18 protein-coding genes are annotated in these 17,212 nt (G+C 53.4%); 13 read left to right on the top strand and 5 right to left on the bottom strand.

Annotated elements, in window-relative coordinates; translation table 11 throughout:
- The first annotated feature begins 355 nt into the window (after positions 1–355).
- The 3 genes from hemA (at position 356) to K355_RS0117360 (ending at position 2,948) form a co-directional block, all read left to right on the top strand.
- Complete coding sequence (gene hemA / locus K355_RS0117370; RefSeq protein ID WP_022733432.1) at positions 356–1,573, top strand: 5-aminolevulinate synthase; 1,218 nt, start codon at positions 356–358, stop codon at positions 1,571–1,573.
- A 241-nt stretch (positions 1,574–1,814) separates the two neighbouring features.
- Positions 1,815–2,354, top strand: coding sequence for a hypothetical protein (locus K355_RS0117365; protein ID WP_022733431.1), 540 nt, complete (start codon positions 1,815–1,817; stop codon positions 2,352–2,354).
- A gap of 87 nt (positions 2,355–2,441) precedes the next feature.
- Positions 2,442–2,948: a GNAT family N-acetyltransferase gene (locus K355_RS0117360; RefSeq protein WP_022733430.1), complete on the top strand. Its 507-nt coding sequence runs from the start codon at positions 2,442–2,444 to the stop codon at positions 2,946–2,948.
- An 86-nt stretch (positions 2,949–3,034) separates the two neighbouring features.
- Here the strand turns inward: K355_RS0117360 and K355_RS0117355 are convergent, their stop codons facing one another.
- Positions 3,035–3,778, bottom strand: a complete 744-nt coding sequence (locus K355_RS0117355) for an SDR family NAD(P)-dependent oxidoreductase (protein ID WP_022733429.1) — start codon at positions 3,776–3,778, stop codon at positions 3,035–3,037.
- A 213-nt stretch (positions 3,779–3,991) separates the two neighbouring features.
- On the opposite strand from K355_RS0117355, the gene K355_RS0117350 reads away from it, so the two are divergent.
- Positions 3,992–4,687, top strand: coding sequence for an SOS response-associated peptidase (locus tag K355_RS0117350; protein ID WP_022733428.1), 696 nt, complete (start codon positions 3,992–3,994; stop codon positions 4,685–4,687).
- A gap of 99 nt (positions 4,688–4,786) precedes the next feature.
- Here K355_RS0117350 and K355_RS0117345 read toward each other — a convergent pair whose 3' ends face one another.
- Positions 4,787–4,975 carry a hypothetical protein gene (locus K355_RS0117345; RefSeq protein WP_022733427.1) on the bottom strand — a complete coding sequence of 63 codons (189 nt, stop codon included), beginning with the start codon at positions 4,973–4,975 and terminating at the stop codon, positions 4,787–4,789.
- 215 nt (positions 4,976–5,190) lie between these two features.
- On the bottom strand, positions 5,191–6,048 hold the full coding sequence (locus K355_RS0117340; protein WP_022733426.1) for a universal stress protein: 858 nt from the start codon (positions 6,046–6,048) through the stop codon (positions 5,191–5,193).
- 343 nt (positions 6,049–6,391) lie between these two features.
- Between K355_RS0117340 and K355_RS0117335 the strand changes: the two genes are divergently transcribed.
- On the top strand, positions 6,392–6,700 hold the full coding sequence (locus K355_RS0117335; RefSeq protein WP_022733425.1) for an ArsR/SmtB family transcription factor: 309 nt from the start codon (positions 6,392–6,394) through the stop codon (positions 6,698–6,700).
- A 98-nt stretch (positions 6,701–6,798) separates the two neighbouring features.
- On the opposite strand, the gene pdxH is transcribed toward K355_RS0117335, so the two are convergent.
- Positions 6,799–7,419 (bottom strand): pyridoxamine 5'-phosphate oxidase, encoded by a 621-nt coding sequence (gene pdxH / locus K355_RS0117330; protein ID WP_022733424.1) that lies wholly within the window; start codon positions 7,417–7,419, stop codon positions 6,799–6,801.
- Positions 7,420–7,548: 129 nt separating this feature from the next.
- On the opposite strand from pdxH, the gene K355_RS0117325 reads away from it, so the two are divergent.
- The 3 genes from K355_RS0117325 to K355_RS24275 all read left to right on the top strand — a co-directional run bounded on the left by K355_RS0117325 (position 7,549) and on the right by K355_RS24275 (position 10,891).
- A complete protein-coding gene (locus K355_RS0117325) occupies positions 7,549–8,040 on the top strand; it encodes an RT0821/Lpp0805 family surface protein (protein ID WP_022733423.1) in 492 nt (163 codons plus the stop codon).
- A 361-nt stretch (positions 8,041–8,401) separates the two neighbouring features.
- Positions 8,402–9,340, top strand: a complete 939-nt coding sequence (locus tag K355_RS0117320; protein ID WP_022733422.1) for a DnaJ C-terminal domain-containing protein — start codon at positions 8,402–8,404, stop codon at positions 9,338–9,340.
- 204 nt (positions 9,341–9,544) lie between these two features.
- Positions 9,545–10,891 carry a mechanosensitive ion channel family protein gene (locus K355_RS24275; RefSeq protein WP_022733421.1) on the top strand — a complete coding sequence of 449 codons (1,347 nt, stop codon included), beginning with the start codon at positions 9,545–9,547 and terminating at the stop codon, positions 10,889–10,891.
- A 51-nt stretch (positions 10,892–10,942) separates the two neighbouring features.
- On the opposite strand, the gene K355_RS0117310 is transcribed toward K355_RS24275, so the two are convergent.
- A complete protein-coding gene (locus K355_RS0117310; protein ID WP_022733420.1) occupies positions 10,943–12,301 on the bottom strand; it encodes a YihY family inner membrane protein in 1,359 nt (452 codons plus the stop codon).
- 203 nt (positions 12,302–12,504) lie between these two features.
- Here K355_RS0117310 and fabI point away from each other — a divergent pair, with 203 nt between their 5' ends.
- From fabI to K355_RS0117285, 5 genes are all read left to right on the top strand, one after another.
- A complete protein-coding gene (gene fabI / locus K355_RS0117305; RefSeq protein ID WP_022733419.1) occupies positions 12,505–13,335 on the top strand; it encodes an enoyl-ACP reductase FabI in 831 nt (276 codons plus the stop codon).
- 97 nt (positions 13,336–13,432) lie between these two features.
- Positions 13,433–14,536, top strand: coding sequence for a chorismate synthase (gene aroC, locus K355_RS0117300; protein WP_022733418.1), 1,104 nt, complete (start codon positions 13,433–13,435; stop codon positions 14,534–14,536).
- A gap of 68 nt (positions 14,537–14,604) precedes the next feature.
- Positions 14,605–15,738, top strand: a complete 1,134-nt coding sequence (locus K355_RS0117295; RefSeq protein WP_033369056.1) for a prolipoprotein diacylglyceryl transferase — start codon at positions 14,605–14,607, stop codon at positions 15,736–15,738.
- A gap of 184 nt (positions 15,739–15,922) precedes the next feature.
- A complete protein-coding gene (locus K355_RS0117290; protein ID WP_022733416.1) occupies positions 15,923–16,528 on the top strand; it encodes a TetR/AcrR family transcriptional regulator in 606 nt (201 codons plus the stop codon).
- Positions 16,529–16,600: 72 nt separating this feature from the next.
- Positions 16,601–17,068 carry a DUF2269 family protein gene (locus K355_RS0117285; RefSeq protein WP_022733415.1) on the top strand — a complete coding sequence of 156 codons (468 nt, stop codon included), beginning with the start codon at positions 16,601–16,603 and terminating at the stop codon, positions 17,066–17,068.
- The last annotated feature ends 144 nt before the right edge of the window (positions 17,069–17,212 follow it).

Here is a 17,212-nt window from a genome sequence, read left to right as displayed (position 1 = left end):
ATAATTGTGGGGTGAAATGCGTTCAAATCCTTGCCAAATGCCGCCAATGGCCCCAAATTGACAACTGAATTGAGACGGGGTACGCCAAGTCCGTGAAACAGGACCACCCCTGCGGCGAGATCGACAAACGAAAGATGGAACGCCTTCTCTGACCGTGCGGTTCAAAACAAACTGGAATCGCTTTAATTTTTGACAAGGGTCAATGCCGCGTCGGACGCCATGTCCGATAAGGGAAACATCAAGACCCGGTCAAGCCGGACGACATGTCCAGATCAGATCACTGATCAGGACAAGACCAGAGCTTTGTGATGTGCAAAACTGTTCCGTCGCAAAGAGACAGGCGAAAGTAACAAAGATGAATTATAACAACTTCTTCAAAGACGCGATCTCTGGCCTTAAGGCTGAAGGCCGATATCGCGTGTTCGCCAATCTTGAACGCATTGTCGGCAAATTCCCCAAGTCCCTCTATCATCCGGAAAACGGGGAAGCGCCGCGCGAAATTACCGTCTGGTGTTCCAACGATTATCTTGGCATGGGCCAGCACCCCAAGGTGCTTGATGCCATGGACAAAGCCGTTTCCGGCCAGGGTGGCGGTGCGGGTGGCACACGCAATATTTCTGGCTCCAACCATCTGCACGTCGCGCTTGAGCATGAGCTCGCCGATCTGCATGGCAAGGAAGCCGCTCTTCTGATGACATCTGGCTATGTCGCCAACTGGACCACGCTGTCGACCCTTGGCTCCAAATTGCCCGATTGCGTGATCATTTCCGACTCCCAGAACCATAATTCCATGATCGAAGGCATGCGCCATTCCAAGGCCGAACGCCGCATCTGGAACCACAACGACGTCGAACATCTTGAAGCTATCCTCAAGGACCTCGGCCCGGAGCGCGCCAAAATCGTCGCGTTCGAGTCGGTCTATTCGATGGATGGCGACATTGCCCCGATTGGCCAGATTCTTGATCTGTGCGAAAAATACAACGCGATTTCATACCTTGATGAAGTCCATGCGGTGGGCATGTATGGCCCGCGCGGCGGCGGTGTTGCCGAACGCGATGGCGTCATGCACCGCGTTGATATCGTTCAGGGCACACTGGCCAAGGCATTTGGCGTCATAGGCGGTTACATCGCGGCCAGACCGGAAATCGTCGATTTCGTGCGCAGCTTTGGCAACGGGTTCATCTTTACCAGCTCCCACCCGCCAAGCATTGCAGCAGGCGCATTGGCAGCTGTCCGCCATCTAAAAGAAAGCAACGCGGAACGCATTGCACAAAAAGAACGTGCTGAAACACTTCGGGAACGTATGCGTGAAGTAGGTCTTCCAGTGATGGACGCGCCAAGCCATATTGTCCCACTGATGGTTGGCAATGCCGCGATGTGTAAGGAAGCCAGCGACCGCCTTCTGTTTGAACATGATATTTATGTGCAGCCAATCAACTATCCAACCGTGCCGCGCGGCACCGAACGCCTGCGCTTCACCCCCGGTCCGTTGCATAATGACGAATTAATGGATCACCTGATCGACTCGCTGCTTGCCGTCTGGAGCCAACTGGGCATTTCCAAGGCTGCCTGATCGTGCGTCAGGGATCAGAAAACGAAGGCCAGTGGCAAATGCCCTGGCCTTTTTTGATCCATCGACGAAACTGTTCTGATCTAACATCTTCAAATCGGACCCGAATGTTTGCTTTCGCCATAGGGCGGCCTATATTCATGCTGATGATGATCGCGGGCATTTAAAGTGCCCTTAAGATCATATGTTGCAATTAATAACCGTTCGCGTTAACGTCGCTCCTGTCATCAAACAGGGGCCGCCCATGTATTCGGATAGAACCTTGCTCCCCAAAGAATGTCTGCGCCTGTGCGCACTCGGCACACTTGCCCTTTCAGATAAACCAATCAGTTATGCTGATCTGGCCAATTCCGTGCGTCATTTCATGTCGCATATGATGGGGCCGTCGCTTGATATGATGGGAAGTTCATTACAGCTTTTGAAGCTTGAAGGACTGGTCAAGGAAGACAGTGGAAGCGCCGCGTTTTCCGACGGGCAGCTTATCCTGACCCAACAGGGCCACGATAAATTCGTCGAACTGATGCAGGGCAATCTGCGTGATACATCGGGTGAACTATCGCGTTTGATTATGGCGCTTAAGATGCGCTATCTGCATCTGCTTGATGATGACATCCGCCGTGAGCAGCTCGAAATCCTTCAGGATGTGTGCGAGCTTGATCTTGAACGTGTTTTGGCCCTGCGCGAAGAACACGCCAACGAAGCATCAAACTTCACCGGCTGGCTTGAAATGGAAGTCAAACGCCTTGAACAAAAAAACGACTGGCTGAAAAGTTTGCTGGTTTAACACAGCCTTGCCCAAACGCATTTTCCCGTTATAGTCGTGGGTGACGGTCCGCAGGAAGCAGACCCTACGTCACAGGCAGGGACGAAAATGCTTATTCGTGAAGAAACCGAACATGACATCGCGGCGATTCACGCGCTTCTGGCAGGTGCATTTGAAACAGCACCCCATAGCCAGCAGACAGAACACCTTATTGTTGATGCCCTGCGTCAAAAAGGGAAGCTCACCCTTTCACTGATTGCTCAACAAGATGACGAGCTTATTGGTTGCATTGCCTTTTCCCCGATTAAAATCAATAACCTGGAATGTGGATGGTACGGGCTTGGCCCGGTTGCCGTCCTGCCCGACCGTCAAGGGTTCGGCGTTGGGTCAGAACTGATCCAAAGCGGCATCCGTCATTTGCGTGCCGATGATGCCGCCGGGTGTGTTGTTCTGGGGGAGCCAAACTATTACAGCCGGTTTGGCTTTGCCCCCCTGCCCGATTTGAAACTTGAAGGTGTGCCTGATGAATATTTCATGGCCCGCCCGCTGATCGATGAGATCCCGGCTGGAAAAGTTGATTACGACCCGGCCTTTCACATCAGCCAGAACGCATAAGGCAGCCAAGCTTGGCTGCCTTTGGCCTTTAAAGCATATCGTCTCAGAACCACAGCATCATCACCACCAATCGCGGCGATCTGTGATCAATAAAGATGCTGCCCGCCAGTAACAAAGATTTCCGTGCCTGTGACATAGCTACTGTCGTCACCCACCAGATAATGCACCGCGGCCGCAACATCTTCGGGCGTTCCCATCCGGTTCATCGGAATACGTGGCACCAGTGCTTCATATTCCGGGGAAATCATGTCTGTCTTGATCTCCCCCGGGGCCACCGCATTGACCCGCACACCAAGTTCGGCAAACTCCACCGCCATTTCGCGCGTCAGCCCCGAAAGGGCCGCCTTTGACGTCGAATAAGCCGACCCGGCAAACGGATGCACATAGTGCCCGGCAATCGACGTGATGTTGCAAATTGCCCCCTTGCCACGATGCAACGCCGATGCAAACCCGCGCGCCAGTGTCAGCGGGGTAAAGAAATTAAGCTCAAACACATCACGCCACGCATCAATATCGCCATTCAAACAGCCAAGCCGCTCCTTATAGGGCGTCTTGGGCGACACACCGGCATTATTGACCAAGGCATGCAGCGGATCATCGCCCAGCACCTCATTGGCCTGCGCAATGAAAGACTCCACGTCTTCGGGCTTGGAAAGATCAGCACGGATATGAATGCCAAGTGACGGGTCACGCGGGCAACTGGGCGGCGGTGCTTCACGTGAACAGCAAATCACCCGCCAACCACGCCGGGCAAAATAACCAACCGTAACGTGACCGATACCACGGCTGGCACCTGTCAGGACGACTGTTTTCGGGGCTGGATTATTCATTATTCGGGCTCTTTATGTGGCGTGCGCATGCGTGACTGCATGTGATCACATTGTTATAACATCCCCCGTCAAACCATTGAAGGAAATGCCCTGTTTTCGGTAAATTTTCTATCGGCCTTGGGGCATGACCTCGTTTTAAGTAGTACGCATCGCAGGATTTGGCAAAGCCCCCGGCAGCTATTATCTTGATGGCACAACAAAGCAGGCAAATACATGTGCAGCCGATTTGATCTTAACAACAACGTCCACGCCCTTCAGGCGCAACTGGGACTGGAGATGGAAGACATCCGGCGCAGCATTTTGCACAACGGATTTGACGATGCGCAGCTTGCCCATCAAACCGCCGAAAACCAGAACGATCTTGATGCCGCGTTTGAAGGCCTGGCCGGCACGCGCCGCCCCACAGACCCGATTGCCGTCATCCTGCCCGAACGCAAAGCCGCAATTCGCCACTGGGGGCTTACGGTTCCGGGCCTGAACACACCACTGATCAATGCGCGGGCCGAAACACTTGACCAGAAACCCACATTTCGCCCCCTGCTTGCCCGGCGGTGTCTGATCCCGGCCACAAGTTGGTATGAATGGCGCAAAGACGGCACGTCCAAGCGTAAAAACCAGATAACGCTTCCCGATCATCAACCGTTTCTATTTGCCGGACTGGAAAACGGATCAGAGGCGACCATTATCACCTGTGCACCATCGAGTGTGATTGCCCATATTCATGATCGCATGCCCGTGGTGATCGGACCAAATCACCTCAATGCGTGGCTTGATCCTACAGAAAACTTCACACAGGTTGCCCATATGCTGGCCCCGCTTCCTGACCATGTCTTGTCATGGCACGAAGAACCACCCACCGCGCAAAAAAACAAACGCGATGAGGATCAGATCAGTCTGTTCTCGAAATAGGGAAATGGGCCTGCTGCCCGCGCAGGCAAGCTTCCGGCATGAGACAAACAATCAGGTCGGGGCCATATATCAATATCACCGCGCACCCACGTCGCCTGCTTACTTGCCGTCACATTTGTTGGCCGCACAGGGTGTTGCTTCGCAGCCGCGAACGGAATTGTCGCCACCACCACCTTGGCCAACGACCGCTGCACCAAGATCGGGCAAACCAATTTTAAGACTGTTTAATTCGTCAGCCAAATCGTCGGACATAGCTGCAAAATCAATGATGTCGCGAAGTGATAACATCGCAATTCCCCTAGCAGACGTTTCTTCCTCAATGCGGAACGCCTCGTTTTTCGGGGTTCCGTCTTTGTAAGATTTCCGTAACCCTCCCTCTATTTGTTCGCGGATGCAACAAAAAAAAGGCGCACCCAAATGCGCCTTTATGACCCACTCAAAAGAATAGGTAATTTAATTTCGCGAAATCATATGGTTATGATGACGCCCGGTCAGCGGAACACTCAGTGCATTATCCAAAGTGGCAACGTACATTTTGCCAGCATATCCTGCGTCACACCGCCGAGGATCATTTCCTTGAACCGTGAATGGCTATAGGCGCCAAGAACGATGCTATCGGCCCCACATTTTTCTGCCTCTGACATCAAGGTGTTAGCAACATTTCCGCCTTCGGTATGTTCGACAACCGCCGCCTCGACTCCGTGCCAGCGGAATTGTTCTGCCAATTCTCTGGCACTAGCCCGGCCATAAGGAACATCTCCGACACTGACGATCGTGACGGTCTTTGCCGTGCGCAAAAGCGGCATGGCCGACGTCACGGCACGCGCGGCTTCCACCCCGCCGTTCCACGCAATCATGACCTTTTCACCAATCGTCGCAGGTGGGTCTATCGGGGCGACAAAGATCGGACGCCCGGTTTCCATCAATGCGGCATCAAAGGTCAGCGACGCAGAAGCTTCTTTGGGATCACGCCCAACCACCACCAGATCAAACAGGCGCCCCCGGCGTGCAACGGTTTCGTCTTCGCGGCCATTGTCCTTGCGCCAGGCACAGGTTGCTTTGGACTGGGTCGTCGGCGCCTCTGCAATGTCGATCCCGGCCGTGGCGACAGCAGCCTCAAACGCGGCCTTGCCGTTGGCTTCGCGTTTTCCTGTTTCGGTTTCCGCCGCCCGGATCATTTCTTCAATGATCAGGCCCGACATGCCTTCGCCAACAATTGGAATGGCATCCTGTGGTTCGGCGGCGACAAAAAGCGCCTCAAGATGCGCATCGAACCGCTTTGCAGTACGGAACGCCATATCCATAACACGGCGATCAATTTCCGAACCGGCTACTGGTGCCAGAATTGTTCTTATTGCCATTGCACTCACTCCCGCCTGTCATCTTGTGAACAGTGCCCGCGTCTGATGGGTCATCATCACGCAGGATCGCCATTATGTTGCTACTTCTGATCAATCTATTCCTTGTTCAAGATCAAAAATATTGCGGCTGTAATTGTTCTTTCAACGCTGTATAGAAACAAGATCAGCGTTTCGTAAACCTGCCTGATAGAATAGCTTACAAGGTGTATTGTATCATTTATGGCTCCGATTACGATGGCTGTTTGAAGACAAGACCGAAAATACGCTGACCCCGACCGATACCAACCAAGGTCAGACCGTAGATGTAGATTGGTATGTAATTTGGAAATGGGTTCTCTGGCGGATGGATTACGAAGCGCTTCATCAAAATGCACGCGAAGCAGCAGAATTTCTCAAAACGCTGGGTAATGAATGGCGGCTGATGATTCTTTGTTCCCTTGGCGATGCCGAAAAATCGGTTGGTACGCTTGAGAATGAACTGGGCATTAAACAATCCGCCCTGTCACAGCATCTCGCAAGGCTGCGGCGCGACAGGTTGGTCAAAACCCGGCGCGAAGCCCAGACGATTTATTATTCGCTGGCAGATCAGAACATCATGAAAATCATTGCCGTCTTGCAGGAAACATTCTGCCCGCCCGAACAGATTAAATAGTCAGACGAACCGGACCGGGAAACAGGCCTCTCAATCAAAAACGCGCAAAAGATTTACTCTTTTGCGCGTTCTATCGTTCGGGTCACAAAGGCAAATCCTTACGGAAACAGCTTTTGCGTGTTCCAGCCCGCATCATCGGCATCACGGGTAAACAGTTTGCGATCATGCAGACGGAATTTTCCCTCGGCCCAGAATTCAATCCGGTCAGGCACAAGGCGGAAACCACCCCAGTGATCCGGGCGTGCTACCTTGCCCAAACCAAACTTGGCGGTAAATTCCGCCACCCGTTTTTCCAGATCAAACCGACCGGTCATCGGGCGTGACTGTATCGATGCCCAGGCGCCAAGCTGACTGCCACGTGGGCGCGATGCGAAATACTCATCAGATTCAGCACCATCGACCTTGGCGACCTTACCTTCGATTCGCACACATTTTTCGACCGTTTTCCAATGGAAGCACAATGCCGCATAGCTGTTTTCAGCAAGCTGGCTACCCTTGCGGCTTTCATAATTGGTGTAAAAGACAAAGCCGCGATCATCAAACCCCTTAAGCAGGACGATCCGCGCTGATGGACGGCCATCCTTGTCCGCGGTGGCCAATGTCATCGCGTCAGGATAGGCATCTTCGTTGCTTTTGGCGTCTTTGAACCAATCGTCAAACATCTCAAACGGGGCGACATGGGGTTCATGCCCCATTTTTGGCGTATTTTTTTCGTCCATTGGGGTCAAAGTTCCTCTGATTATCCAAAATCGGCTGGCTTAAGTGACAGCGGATGACGAACACGGGGTGGCAACACAGGATCATCGTTCGTATATTCAGAGCATATCGGTTGGGACAGGAAAAACAAGATGGGCAGAAGTAACATGAAATTCCGTCATATCGTCATACCATTGATCATGACCGCCTTCATCGCAGGCTGTGCTCAGGATCAGGGCCAGAAACAAACCGCTGGCACCTTGCTGGGTGCGGTTGGCGGTGCGGTTGCTGGCGCACAGTTTGGCAAAGGCAAAGGTCAGTTGGTCGGTGTTGCACTTGGCACCATGGCAGGCGCGTTTCTTGGCAGCGAAGTCGGGCGTTCACTTGATAACGCAGACCGCGCAATCATGGCCCAAAGCACGCAGAAAACCCTTGAAAGCGCGCCAACAGGCAAAACATCAAGCTGGCAGAATCCAGATACCGGCGTTCAGGGGACCGTGACACCAACACGGACCTATCAGAAACCCGAAACGCAGGAATATTGCCGCGAATACCAGCAGACTGTCATGATTGGTGGGCAGGAAGAAACCGCCTATGGCACAGCGTGCCGCAAACCGGATGGCAGCTGGCAGGTCGTGAATTGATCAGCCCCGTCTGATCTGAAACCAGATTTTCAAAAAAGGCGGTGTGGTCCTTGCGATCTGCACCGCTTTTTTTATATCCGGACACAGCAATAAATAGCCTTTCTTGTTTTCGCCAAGACGGGCTAGAGTACGGAGCGCGCAATCAGCGCCATTTTGTTTGTTTTGGCATGCCGTTTGGCAAAATACAGCGCGGCAGAGCAATGTGACGAAGCCCTTGATCGTAGCCCCGCTACATTCACTGGACTTGTCCTTGCTTGATATAAAACGTGCCCGACGAAATTGTGACGAAATGGTTCTGATTGCGCGCATCATGCACTTAAATTGTGCCACCGCCCATTTTGTTCATCCAACCGGTTAATTCATGCAGGATCCCTACAAAATACTCGGCGTTGCAAAAAACGCCACTCAGGACGAAATCAAAAAAGTCTATCGCAAACTGGCGCGCGAACTTCATCCCGACGTCAATCCCGGCGATACCAAGATTGAAGAACGCTTTAAAAAAGTTTCAAGCGCCTATCACCTGCTTGGCGATCCCGAACGTCGCAAGAAATTCGACAATGGTCTGATTGATGCCGATGGTCGCGAAACCGGGCCTTTTGGTCGCGGTGGCGGCGGTGGTCAATCGCGTGCAGGCGGTGGATTTGGCCAGAATGACCCATTCGGTTTTTCAGGCTCGAACCCCGAAGATATCTTTGACGAAATTTTCGGCAAAGGCGGTCGGGGTGGTCGCGGTGGCGGATTTGGTGGTTTTGGCGGTGAACGCAAACCGCAAAAGGTCAAAGGTCCGAACATCTCCTACGAACTGAGCCTTGATTTTTCCGAAGCCATCATTGGCACGACCAAGCGGATCAACCTTGCCAGCGGCAAAAGCCTTGAAGTTCGCATCCCTCCGGGAAGTGAAAACGAACAAACCCTGCGCCTGAAAGGTCAGGGCATGGCGGGGATGAATGGTGGTGAGGCTGGCGATGCCCTGATCAAGTTACATGTCCATCCCGACAAAACATTCCGTCGCGAAGGCAATGATCTGCATTGTGAATTGGCGATCACACTGGCCGAGGCGGTCCTTGGCGGGTCCATCGAAGTCCCGACTGTCAATGGCAAGGTCAATATGAAATTGCCCGCCAACGCCAACAGCGGAACCAAACTGCGCCTGCGTGGCAAGGGTGCACCCTATGACCGCAACACCAAACACGGCGATCAATATGTCCATCTGACGGTCAAGCTGCCCGATGAACGCGATGATGAATTGATCGAGTTTATCCGTGACTGGTCGGAAAAGCACCCCTACAGCACCCGATAGTATCCCGCTTAAAAGCCGGCTTCTCGCCGGCTTTTTTAGTGCCAAAATTGCCAAAACACCCGCACTCACCGTGGCAGGTTACAGTTCCAATTTTCTTTTAAATGCAACGCCCTGCCTGAAAATCCGTTCTCGTGCTACCATATGATTTAAAGCGTTTTGCCGTTAAGAGCCAAAACAGAAAATCAGGAACACATCAGGGCACCAATGGAACAGTTTACCAACCCGGATCAATATTTGCTCTGGATTGACCAAGCCATAGACTGGGTACAGGCCAATATTCTTCTCGGCCCAATCCTCATACAAATTGCAGCCTGCCTGCTGGCGATGCTGCCGGCCCTTTTGCTGCGTCCGACATTGACCTCCCTGCTTGCCCGGTTGCAAAACTGGAAACCGCTTTTGCACTATGCCGGTTTCAGACGACTGTTTTCTGTTCTGCCTGACCTGGCGTTTCCCCTGCTGCTGGTGGTACTGGTCTGGGTCCTTGAGGCCATTGCTGTTCAAACCGGATATCGCCACAATATCCTGCGCCTTGTCGCCAGCCTGCTAAACGCATGGATCGTCATTCGTCTGGCCGCCGCCGTGGTGAATGATCCGGTCTGGTCACGCACCATTGCGGCTGTGGCATGGGGGCTGGCCGCCCTTAATATCGTTGGCTGGCTTGATCCAACCATCGCAGCGCTCGACAGTCTTGCCATGCAAGTCGGATCGTTCCGCGTTTCGGTCTATGGCGTTATAAAAGCTATCCTGTCGTTGGCAGTTTTGCTTTGGGTTGCATCCTTTTCATCCCGACTATTTGAACAACGCATCAAAAAAGTCCACCGCCTGACTCCCTCGGTTCAGGTGCTGATGTCCAAACTCCTTAAACTTGTTTTGCTATCCGTTGCCGTTCTGTTTGCTCTGTCAACGATTGGCGTTGATTTGACCGCCCTTGCGGTGTTTGGCGGTGCGGTTGGTGTCGGCATTGGTCTTGGCCTGCAACGCATTGTTGCCAACCTGATCAGCGGCGTGATCCTGCTTTTGGATCGGTCGATCAAGCCCGGCGATGTCATTGCCATTGGTGAAACATTTGGCTGGATACAGTCCCTTGGTGCACGCTACACCGCCGTTCGCACCCGGGACGGCACGGAATTCCTGATCCCCAACGAAGACCTGATCACCACACAGGTCGAAAACTGGAGCCACACAGACGTCAAGCTGCGCCTCAAAGTCCCGGTTGGCATTTCCTATAACTGCGATCCGCATTTCGCGATCATACTGTGCAATGAGGCCGCAGGAAAATGCGCACGTGTACAAGACACCCCCGGTCCCAACACATTGTTGCGTGGCTTTGGCGACAATTCGGTCGATCTTGAAATTCGGTTCTGGATCACCGACCCGCAAAACGGGCGCGGCAACATCATCAGCGAAGTTCTGCTCAACGTCTGGGATGCCTTTAAGGACAACGATATCGAAATCCCGTTCCCGCAGCGCGACCTTCATCTGCGCAGCAGTGATGCACCGATACGGGTTCAAATGGAATCTACTGACCATCCAGAAAATCCGGACACATAACGTTGCCCGAATTTTCTATTCTTCACAGGGCTTTCGATTTCCCGGCATGGCTTAATCCACCGATTGGGCCATATCATTTTGACTGATTTCTTCCTGCCGCGGATGATCCCGGTTTGGCTTGATTTGCTCAGGGACTTTGTCTTCGGGCTTTGGTGTATCAAGCAAGGCGCCGACTTCAACATCAAGAACCGAACCTCTGGTTTTTTCAAGCTCGACAAGCCGCTCACGCATTTTACCGGGCCAGCCACCGTCCGACTGAACTACCAGCAGCCGATCATAATCAAGAAACAATCCCAGACGGCTCATCAAATCGTTCAATGTCAGTCGCGATAAATTACCAGATAGCAACCAGCGATGACTTTCGGACCGATCAATCAGCTTTTCCCGCCGAAGGGCGGCCAATGCCCAGTTCAAGTCACGCCCACCAAGCTTGACCTCACGCATCATGCGGCGATAGGTCGGCGGTTTGGATGCCTTATGGAAACCGTTTTGCAGATATTCCAGCACCCGCAGAACCGCGATAATGCGTTCCATATGGCCCGGCACCGCCCCGCGCGGATCGGGAATAAGGCCCGCAGCCCGGGCCGCACGCCATTCCGACCGTGCAGCCGCAACCTGTGCGCCCAGCAGGATCACAATCCAGGTGAGATACATCCACAGCAGAAAAATCGGCACAATGGCAACCGCGCCATAAATCGTCTGATAGGTTGGGAAATTGGTAACATAAAATCCGAACCCTTTTTTAAGCGCCTCAAACAATCCCGCCGCAACAAGGCCGCCCAGAAAGCCATCAATGATTTCAACTGAACGGTTGGGCATCCCAATGAACAACAACGAAAAAGCAATTGCCGATAACAGGAACGGTGCAACAAAGGTAAGCTGACCAAGTTGCCCGCCAATCAAATCACCGCCGACCATATGGCGCATGGCAAACAGATAGGACGCCAACGACAGGCTCAACCCCAACAACATCGGCCCGACGGTCAGAAGCGCCCAGAACACCACAAGACGCGATAGCAACTTGCGCGGGCTTGTAACGCGAAAGACGTCATTCATTGCCCCTTCAATCGCTCCAAGCAACATCACCGCCGTCAAACCAAGCACCATGGTGCCAACGGCGGTCATCTGGCCGGTGTTTTGCAAGAAGTTTCCAAGGTAGTCGGTCACCTGCTCACCGGTTTCTGGCAGGAAGTTATTTAAAACAACGCTCATGATTTGATCTTTGAATTGATCAAATACCGGAAAAGCCGAAAGCACTGTCAACGCAACAGCCAGAAACGGAACCATCGCCAAAAGAGTCGTATAGGACAGGCCAGCCGCGCGCTGCACCGATTTATCATAGACAAACCGCATCAGCGCATAGCGCCAGAATGCTGTTCGATCTTCGATCAATTTCTGAATTTCCACCATTAAACGCTTATCCCTACGCATTTTCCGGTTATACTGTAATTGATCAACAGGATAGCGTGCCCGCACACGTTATAACAGGCCAGATTGACCTTGGCCTTGCTTTGTGTAGGATGCGCCCAATGACCAATAGCTCCTGTACCGGTCGTGGCTTTATTTAAAGGGCCTCCACCTGACAGAGAGAGATCGTGGGAACGAGAGGAAAAATGAGCCTGTCCACCGATAACATCTCGGGCCTGATGGCCGGTAAGCGTGGCCTGATTATGGGCGTCGCGAACGACAAATCCATTGCTTGGGGCATTGCACGCGCTGCCGCTGCTGCTGGCGCTGAAGTTGCTTTTACCTATCAGGGTGAAGCACTGGAAAAGCGTGTCCGTCCTTTGGCAAGCTCAGTTGGCAGCGACATCGTCTTGCCATGTGACGTGACCGATGCGGCCAGCATCGATTCCGTTTTTGACACGCTCAAGGAAAAATGGGGCAAGCTCGACTTTGTCGTTCATGCCATCGGTTTTTCCGACAAGAACGAGTTGCGCGGTCGCTATGTCGACACGTCGCTTGAAAACTTCACGATGTCGATGAACATCTCGGTCTATTCCTTTACCGCTGTTGCACAGCGCGCGGAAAAGCTGATGACCGACGGCGGATCGCTTTTGACCCTGTCCTATTACGGGGCGGAAAAAGTCATGCCGCATTACAACGTCATGGGTGTTGCCAAGGCCGCCCTTGAAGCCAGTGTTAAATATCTTGCCAATGACCTTGGCCCGGATCGCATCCGCGTCAATGCCATTTCGGCAGGTCCAATGAAAACCCTTGCCGCTTCGGGGATTGGCGATTTCCGCTATATCCTGAAATGGAACGAGTTTAACTCACCGATGCGCCGCAATGTCACCCTTGATGATGTTGGCGGGTCGGGGCTTTATTTCCTGTCGGATCTGTCAACCGGTGTGACGGGTGAAACCCACCACGTCGATTGCGGTTATCATACCGTTGGCATGAAACAGGCCGATGCACCTGACATCAATGTTCAGAAATCCTGATCTGAACATGATATGATTTTACGGGCCGCCTTTCGGGGTGGCCCGTTTGTCACTTTAATACGTTTTTCCGTACCTTTTGAATTCTGGATTTTGGCTTATGGCTGGTAACAGTTTTGGAACGCTTTTTCGCTTCACCACCTTTGGCGAAAGCCACGGGCCAGCCATTGGCTGTGTCGTTGATGGCGTCCCACCGCTTCTTGACCTGACAGAAGCCGACATTCAGGACTTCCTTGAAAAACGCAAACCCGGTCAGTCGCGCTTTACCACCCAGCGCCGCGAACCTGATCAGGTCAAAATTCTTTCAGGTGTGTTTGAAGGCAAAACCACCGGAACCCCGATTGGGCTTCTGATTGAAAACGTCGATCAGCGGTCCAAGGATTACGGCGAAATTAAAAACCAGTTCCGCCCCGGCCATGCCGATTACACCTATTGGGAAAAATACGGCACGCGCGATTATCGTGGCGGCGGCCGTTCATCGGCACGTGAAACCGCCATGCGCGTTGCGGCCGGTGCGATTGCGCGTAAAATCCTGGGTGATGATATTAAAATCCGCGCCGCCTTGGTCAAAATGGGCACCAAGGAAATCAACCGCGATAACTGGAACTGGGATGAGGTTGATAACAACCCGTTCTTCTGCCCGGACCCGCAAGCCGTCCCGGTATTTGAAGAATACCTTGATGGCCTGCGCAAGGATGGTTCATCGGTTGGCGCAGTGATCGAAGTTGTCTGCTCGGGCGTTCCCGTTGGGCTGGGTGATCCGGTCTATGACAAACTTGATGCCGATCTGGCCAAGGCCATGATGACAATCAATGCGGTCAAAGGCGTTGAAATCGGCAATGGCTTTGAGGCCGCCGAGCTGACCGGCATTGAAAATGCCGACGAAATGCGCCTTGGTGAAGATGGCAAGCCGGTGTTTGGCTCCAACCATGCTGGTGGCATTCTGGGGGGAATTTCATCGGGTCAGGATGTTGTCATTCGCTTTGCCGTCAAACCAACCAGCTCGATCCTAACGCCGCGCAAAAGCATCGATATTTACGGCAAGGAAGTCGATATCGTCACCAAGGGTCGCCATGACCCGTGCGTTGGTATTCGTGGTGTGCCGGTGGGCGAAGCCATGGCCGCCATCGTTCTGGCCGATCACCTTTTGCGTCATCGCGGCCAATGCGACGGCTGGAACGCCAACAAGCACTTCCCAAGCTAAGGTCAGGACCGAACGCTTCCCTGTTCTGATTTCCGATCACAAACGGGTTTTTGCCACGTCTAGGTGGCATGAACCCAATTTTGCTCAAAACATTGATGTCACTCGCATCCTCCAACGCCTCTGGCGCGCCTCGTGCTGCGGGTGGTATGGATGCCAATTTGCGCAGTCGCACCGTTCTTTATCCCGATGAACCGGTCGATTTGCCGCGCTGGGGTATTTCCGCCCTGCCCTCGATGATCTTGGGGGCTGCGCCACAAACGTGCCTGTTTGTGAATGATCTTTCTGTTGGCCCTGCCAGCACGGATCACGGGGCTGGCTCGGACAGCACGTCCGATCATGACGATGCGGACCAAGCCGGTGAGACCGTCTCGTTCTCGCTTGCTCTTGATAGCCCCCCGGATAAGACAAGCGGGCTTACCGGGCGCAAAATCACATGGCAACTTTCCATGCCGGTTGCTGGCTATCGCGACATTAAAACCAGCGCCAATAGCGCCAGCGTTCGCGCGCCAGTCATCCGCACACGCATGCAATTGCGCGGCATTAACCGTGACGTTGAAATCGGACTTTTGGAAATGGCCGGCCTCGAACAGCCCCTTTTGATCGGACAGGATACGCTCGGCGATCAATTCCTGATCCGCCCGGACCGGGCAAAAGACGAAAAACCGGCGACCCCGCCCTCTGCCAATCTGGCTGCGAACACAACTGAGGCTGCGTCAGACGACAAAGACAAAAGTGCGCCCAAAGATGCCGCGCCACAGAACGGCGACACAACCCCATCGACACCGGCAACTCCGACTGACGTCGCACCTGTCACACCGCCTGCGTCCAATGCGCAACCACCGTCAGACACATCGACCGACACCAAGAATACCGAAAGTGCCGTAACAACATCCACACCCGATGCTGCCACACCAACCGCCGCTTCCCCAACGCCACCAGCGGCACCTGCCTCACCAGCACCAACACCGCAACCAACACCATCCGCCGACGCGGCCAACGCACCTCAAGGCGCACCTGCGTCTGATCCTACACAAGCAACGACAGAACACGCAACAGAGACCCCCCCGTCTCCTGCGCCGCAAACAGATACCACGAGCACAGAAGCAAACACGTCCAACACCCCATCAACCCAACCGACAGCTCCGGTCACACCGCCAGCACCAAGCGAAACCCAACCCGAACCAAAGCCAGAAAACACCTAAGTTCAGCCCAAAAGTGACATCAGCTTTGACAACAATCTTCCTCCCCCTAAACGCACTGCGCCGCCCATTTGGGCGGCGCTTTTGTTTGAAAGACGGGTGACAAAAACAAAATCCACCCTTGCATCGGGATGTTTTTCACGATAATGTAAACAGAGTTAACATAAGAAAATAGAGATGCAAACTTATGGGGAAATACCACCACGGTGACGTCCGCAATGTCCTGCTGCAAAAGGCCGAGAACATCCTGATCGACGAAGGCCCCACCGGGCTTTCCCTGCGCCGTCTGGCCCGCCTAACCGGCGTGTCGGAAGCCGCACCCTATCGCCATTTTGACGGTAAGGATGGCATTTTGGCGGCAGTGGCGATTTCGGCTTTTGAACGCTTTGCGCAAAAGCTTGAAGATGTCGCTGCGCGCATTGACACGCATGAAGATCGCATCATGGCACTCGGTGCGGCCTATGTCGGCTTTGCCATCGAACACCCCCAACATTTTCGTCTGATCTTTGGCCGCGAACGCCCGCCGCTGGATCAATATCCCGAACTGCGTGATGCAGCCGACAATGCCTTTGATGTACTGCAACGCGCGGTGACATCGGTGGACCGCAAGGCCGAAATGACCCTGACCGAGGCCGCGACCGCCTATAACCGCGCCCTTGCCGCCTGGAGCCGCGCACATGGCATCGCCATGCTGGTGATTGATGGCATGATTGCGCCCCCCGCAGATATCGAACTTGATGATTTTGTGTTGGGATTATTGGCCGAGGATTTAAACCGTACAGACGCCGCATGATCGTGCAACGCAAAATTCTCGTAATGCTCATGTTGCTGGTTACAGCACACATTTTTGACCTTGGGACACACCATGGAATATTCCATTGTTAAGCTCGTGCACCTTTTGGGTGTTATCCTGTTTATGGGCAACATCATCGTTTCCGCCCTTTGGAAAACTCAGGCTGACAAGACCGGAAATCCTATCGTAATTGCCTTCGCCTGCCGTCTGGTAAATATGACCGATCTGGCCTTTACCGCATTTGGTGCCGCCCTGATCATCGTCGGCGGGATTGGCCTGTTTCATGCCACCGGCATTGCCATCTCCGATGCGCCGCATTTGACGATTGGCATCAGCCTGTTTGGTATGGCGGCAGTTTTGTGGTTGGTCGGGTTACTGCCTCTTCAGCTGTATATGTCCAGAATTGCGGCCCAAACCGTTGCGAAAGGGCAGGATGTCATGCCTGCGGCTTACGATAAATGTCGCAAGCTCTGGGGCCTTGTTGGCTTCACCGCCACGGCCTTACCGCTTGGCGCGCTGTATTTCATGATTTTTAGATGATGGGGTTCGTGACGCTGTGACGGGCAGCATCAAAGCCACCACCGCACAGTTCCACCATACGGAAAGACGTTTTATGTGATTGATCACTCTTCAGCGCTGCCCATAAGATGCCGCCAACTGAAGAACCCTCAATCCACCGGAGAC

It is taken from the genome of Thalassospira lucentensis MCCC 1A00383 = DSM 14000, assembly GCF_000421265.1.
Classification (GTDB): Bacteria; Pseudomonadota; Alphaproteobacteria; order Rhodospirillales; family Thalassospiraceae; genus Thalassospira; species Thalassospira lucentensis.
The sequence above is the reverse complement of the archived record's forward strand: the minus strand, read 5'-3'. Positions and strand labels throughout refer to the sequence as shown.

Coding starts and splice junctions, on each gene's coding strand:
- fabI (WP_022733419.1), top strand. CDS start 12,505: ATGAGCCTGTCCACCGATAACATCTCGGGCCTGATGGCCGGTAAGCGT.
- K355_RS0117295 (WP_033369056.1), top strand. CDS start 14,605: ATGAACCCAATTTTGCTCAAAACATTGATGTCACTCGCATCCTCCAAC.
- K355_RS0117310 (WP_022733420.1), bottom strand. CDS start 12,301: ATGGTGGAAATTCAGAAATTGATCGAAGATCGAACAGCATTCTGGCGC.
- K355_RS0117365 (WP_022733431.1), top strand. CDS start 1,815: ATGTATTCGGATAGAACCTTGCTCCCCAAAGAATGTCTGCGCCTGTGC.
- K355_RS0117360 (WP_022733430.1), top strand. CDS start 2,442: ATGCTTATTCGTGAAGAAACCGAACATGACATCGCGGCGATTCACGCG.
- K355_RS0117320 (WP_022733422.1), top strand. CDS start 8,402: ATGCAGGATCCCTACAAAATACTCGGCGTTGCAAAAAACGCCACTCAG.
- K355_RS0117345 (WP_022733427.1), bottom strand. CDS start 4,975: ATGTTATCACTTCGCGACATCATTGATTTTGCAGCTATGTCCGACGAT.
- hemA (WP_022733432.1), top strand. CDS start 356: ATGAATTATAACAACTTCTTCAAAGACGCGATCTCTGGCCTTAAGGCT.
- K355_RS0117340 (WP_022733426.1), bottom strand. CDS start 6,048: ATGGCAATAAGAACAATTCTGGCACCAGTAGCCGGTTCGGAAATTGAT.
- aroC (WP_022733418.1), top strand. CDS start 13,433: ATGGCTGGTAACAGTTTTGGAACGCTTTTTCGCTTCACCACCTTTGGC.
- K355_RS0117350 (WP_022733428.1), top strand. CDS start 3,992: ATGTGCAGCCGATTTGATCTTAACAACAACGTCCACGCCCTTCAGGCG.
- K355_RS24275 (WP_022733421.1), top strand. CDS start 9,545: ATGGAACAGTTTACCAACCCGGATCAATATTTGCTCTGGATTGACCAA.
- K355_RS0117285 (WP_022733415.1), top strand. CDS start 16,601: ATGGAATATTCCATTGTTAAGCTCGTGCACCTTTTGGGTGTTATCCTG.
- K355_RS0117355 (WP_022733429.1), bottom strand. CDS start 3,778: ATGAATAATCCAGCCCCGAAAACAGTCGTCCTGACAGGTGCCAGCCGT.
- pdxH (WP_022733424.1), bottom strand. CDS start 7,419: ATGGACGAAAAAAATACGCCAAAAATGGGGCATGAACCCCATGTCGCC.
- K355_RS0117335 (WP_022733425.1), top strand. CDS start 6,392: ATGGATTACGAAGCGCTTCATCAAAATGCACGCGAAGCAGCAGAATTT.
- K355_RS0117325 (WP_022733423.1), top strand. CDS start 7,549: ATGGGCAGAAGTAACATGAAATTCCGTCATATCGTCATACCATTGATC.
- K355_RS0117290 (WP_022733416.1), top strand. CDS start 15,923: ATGGGGAAATACCACCACGGTGACGTCCGCAATGTCCTGCTGCAAAAG.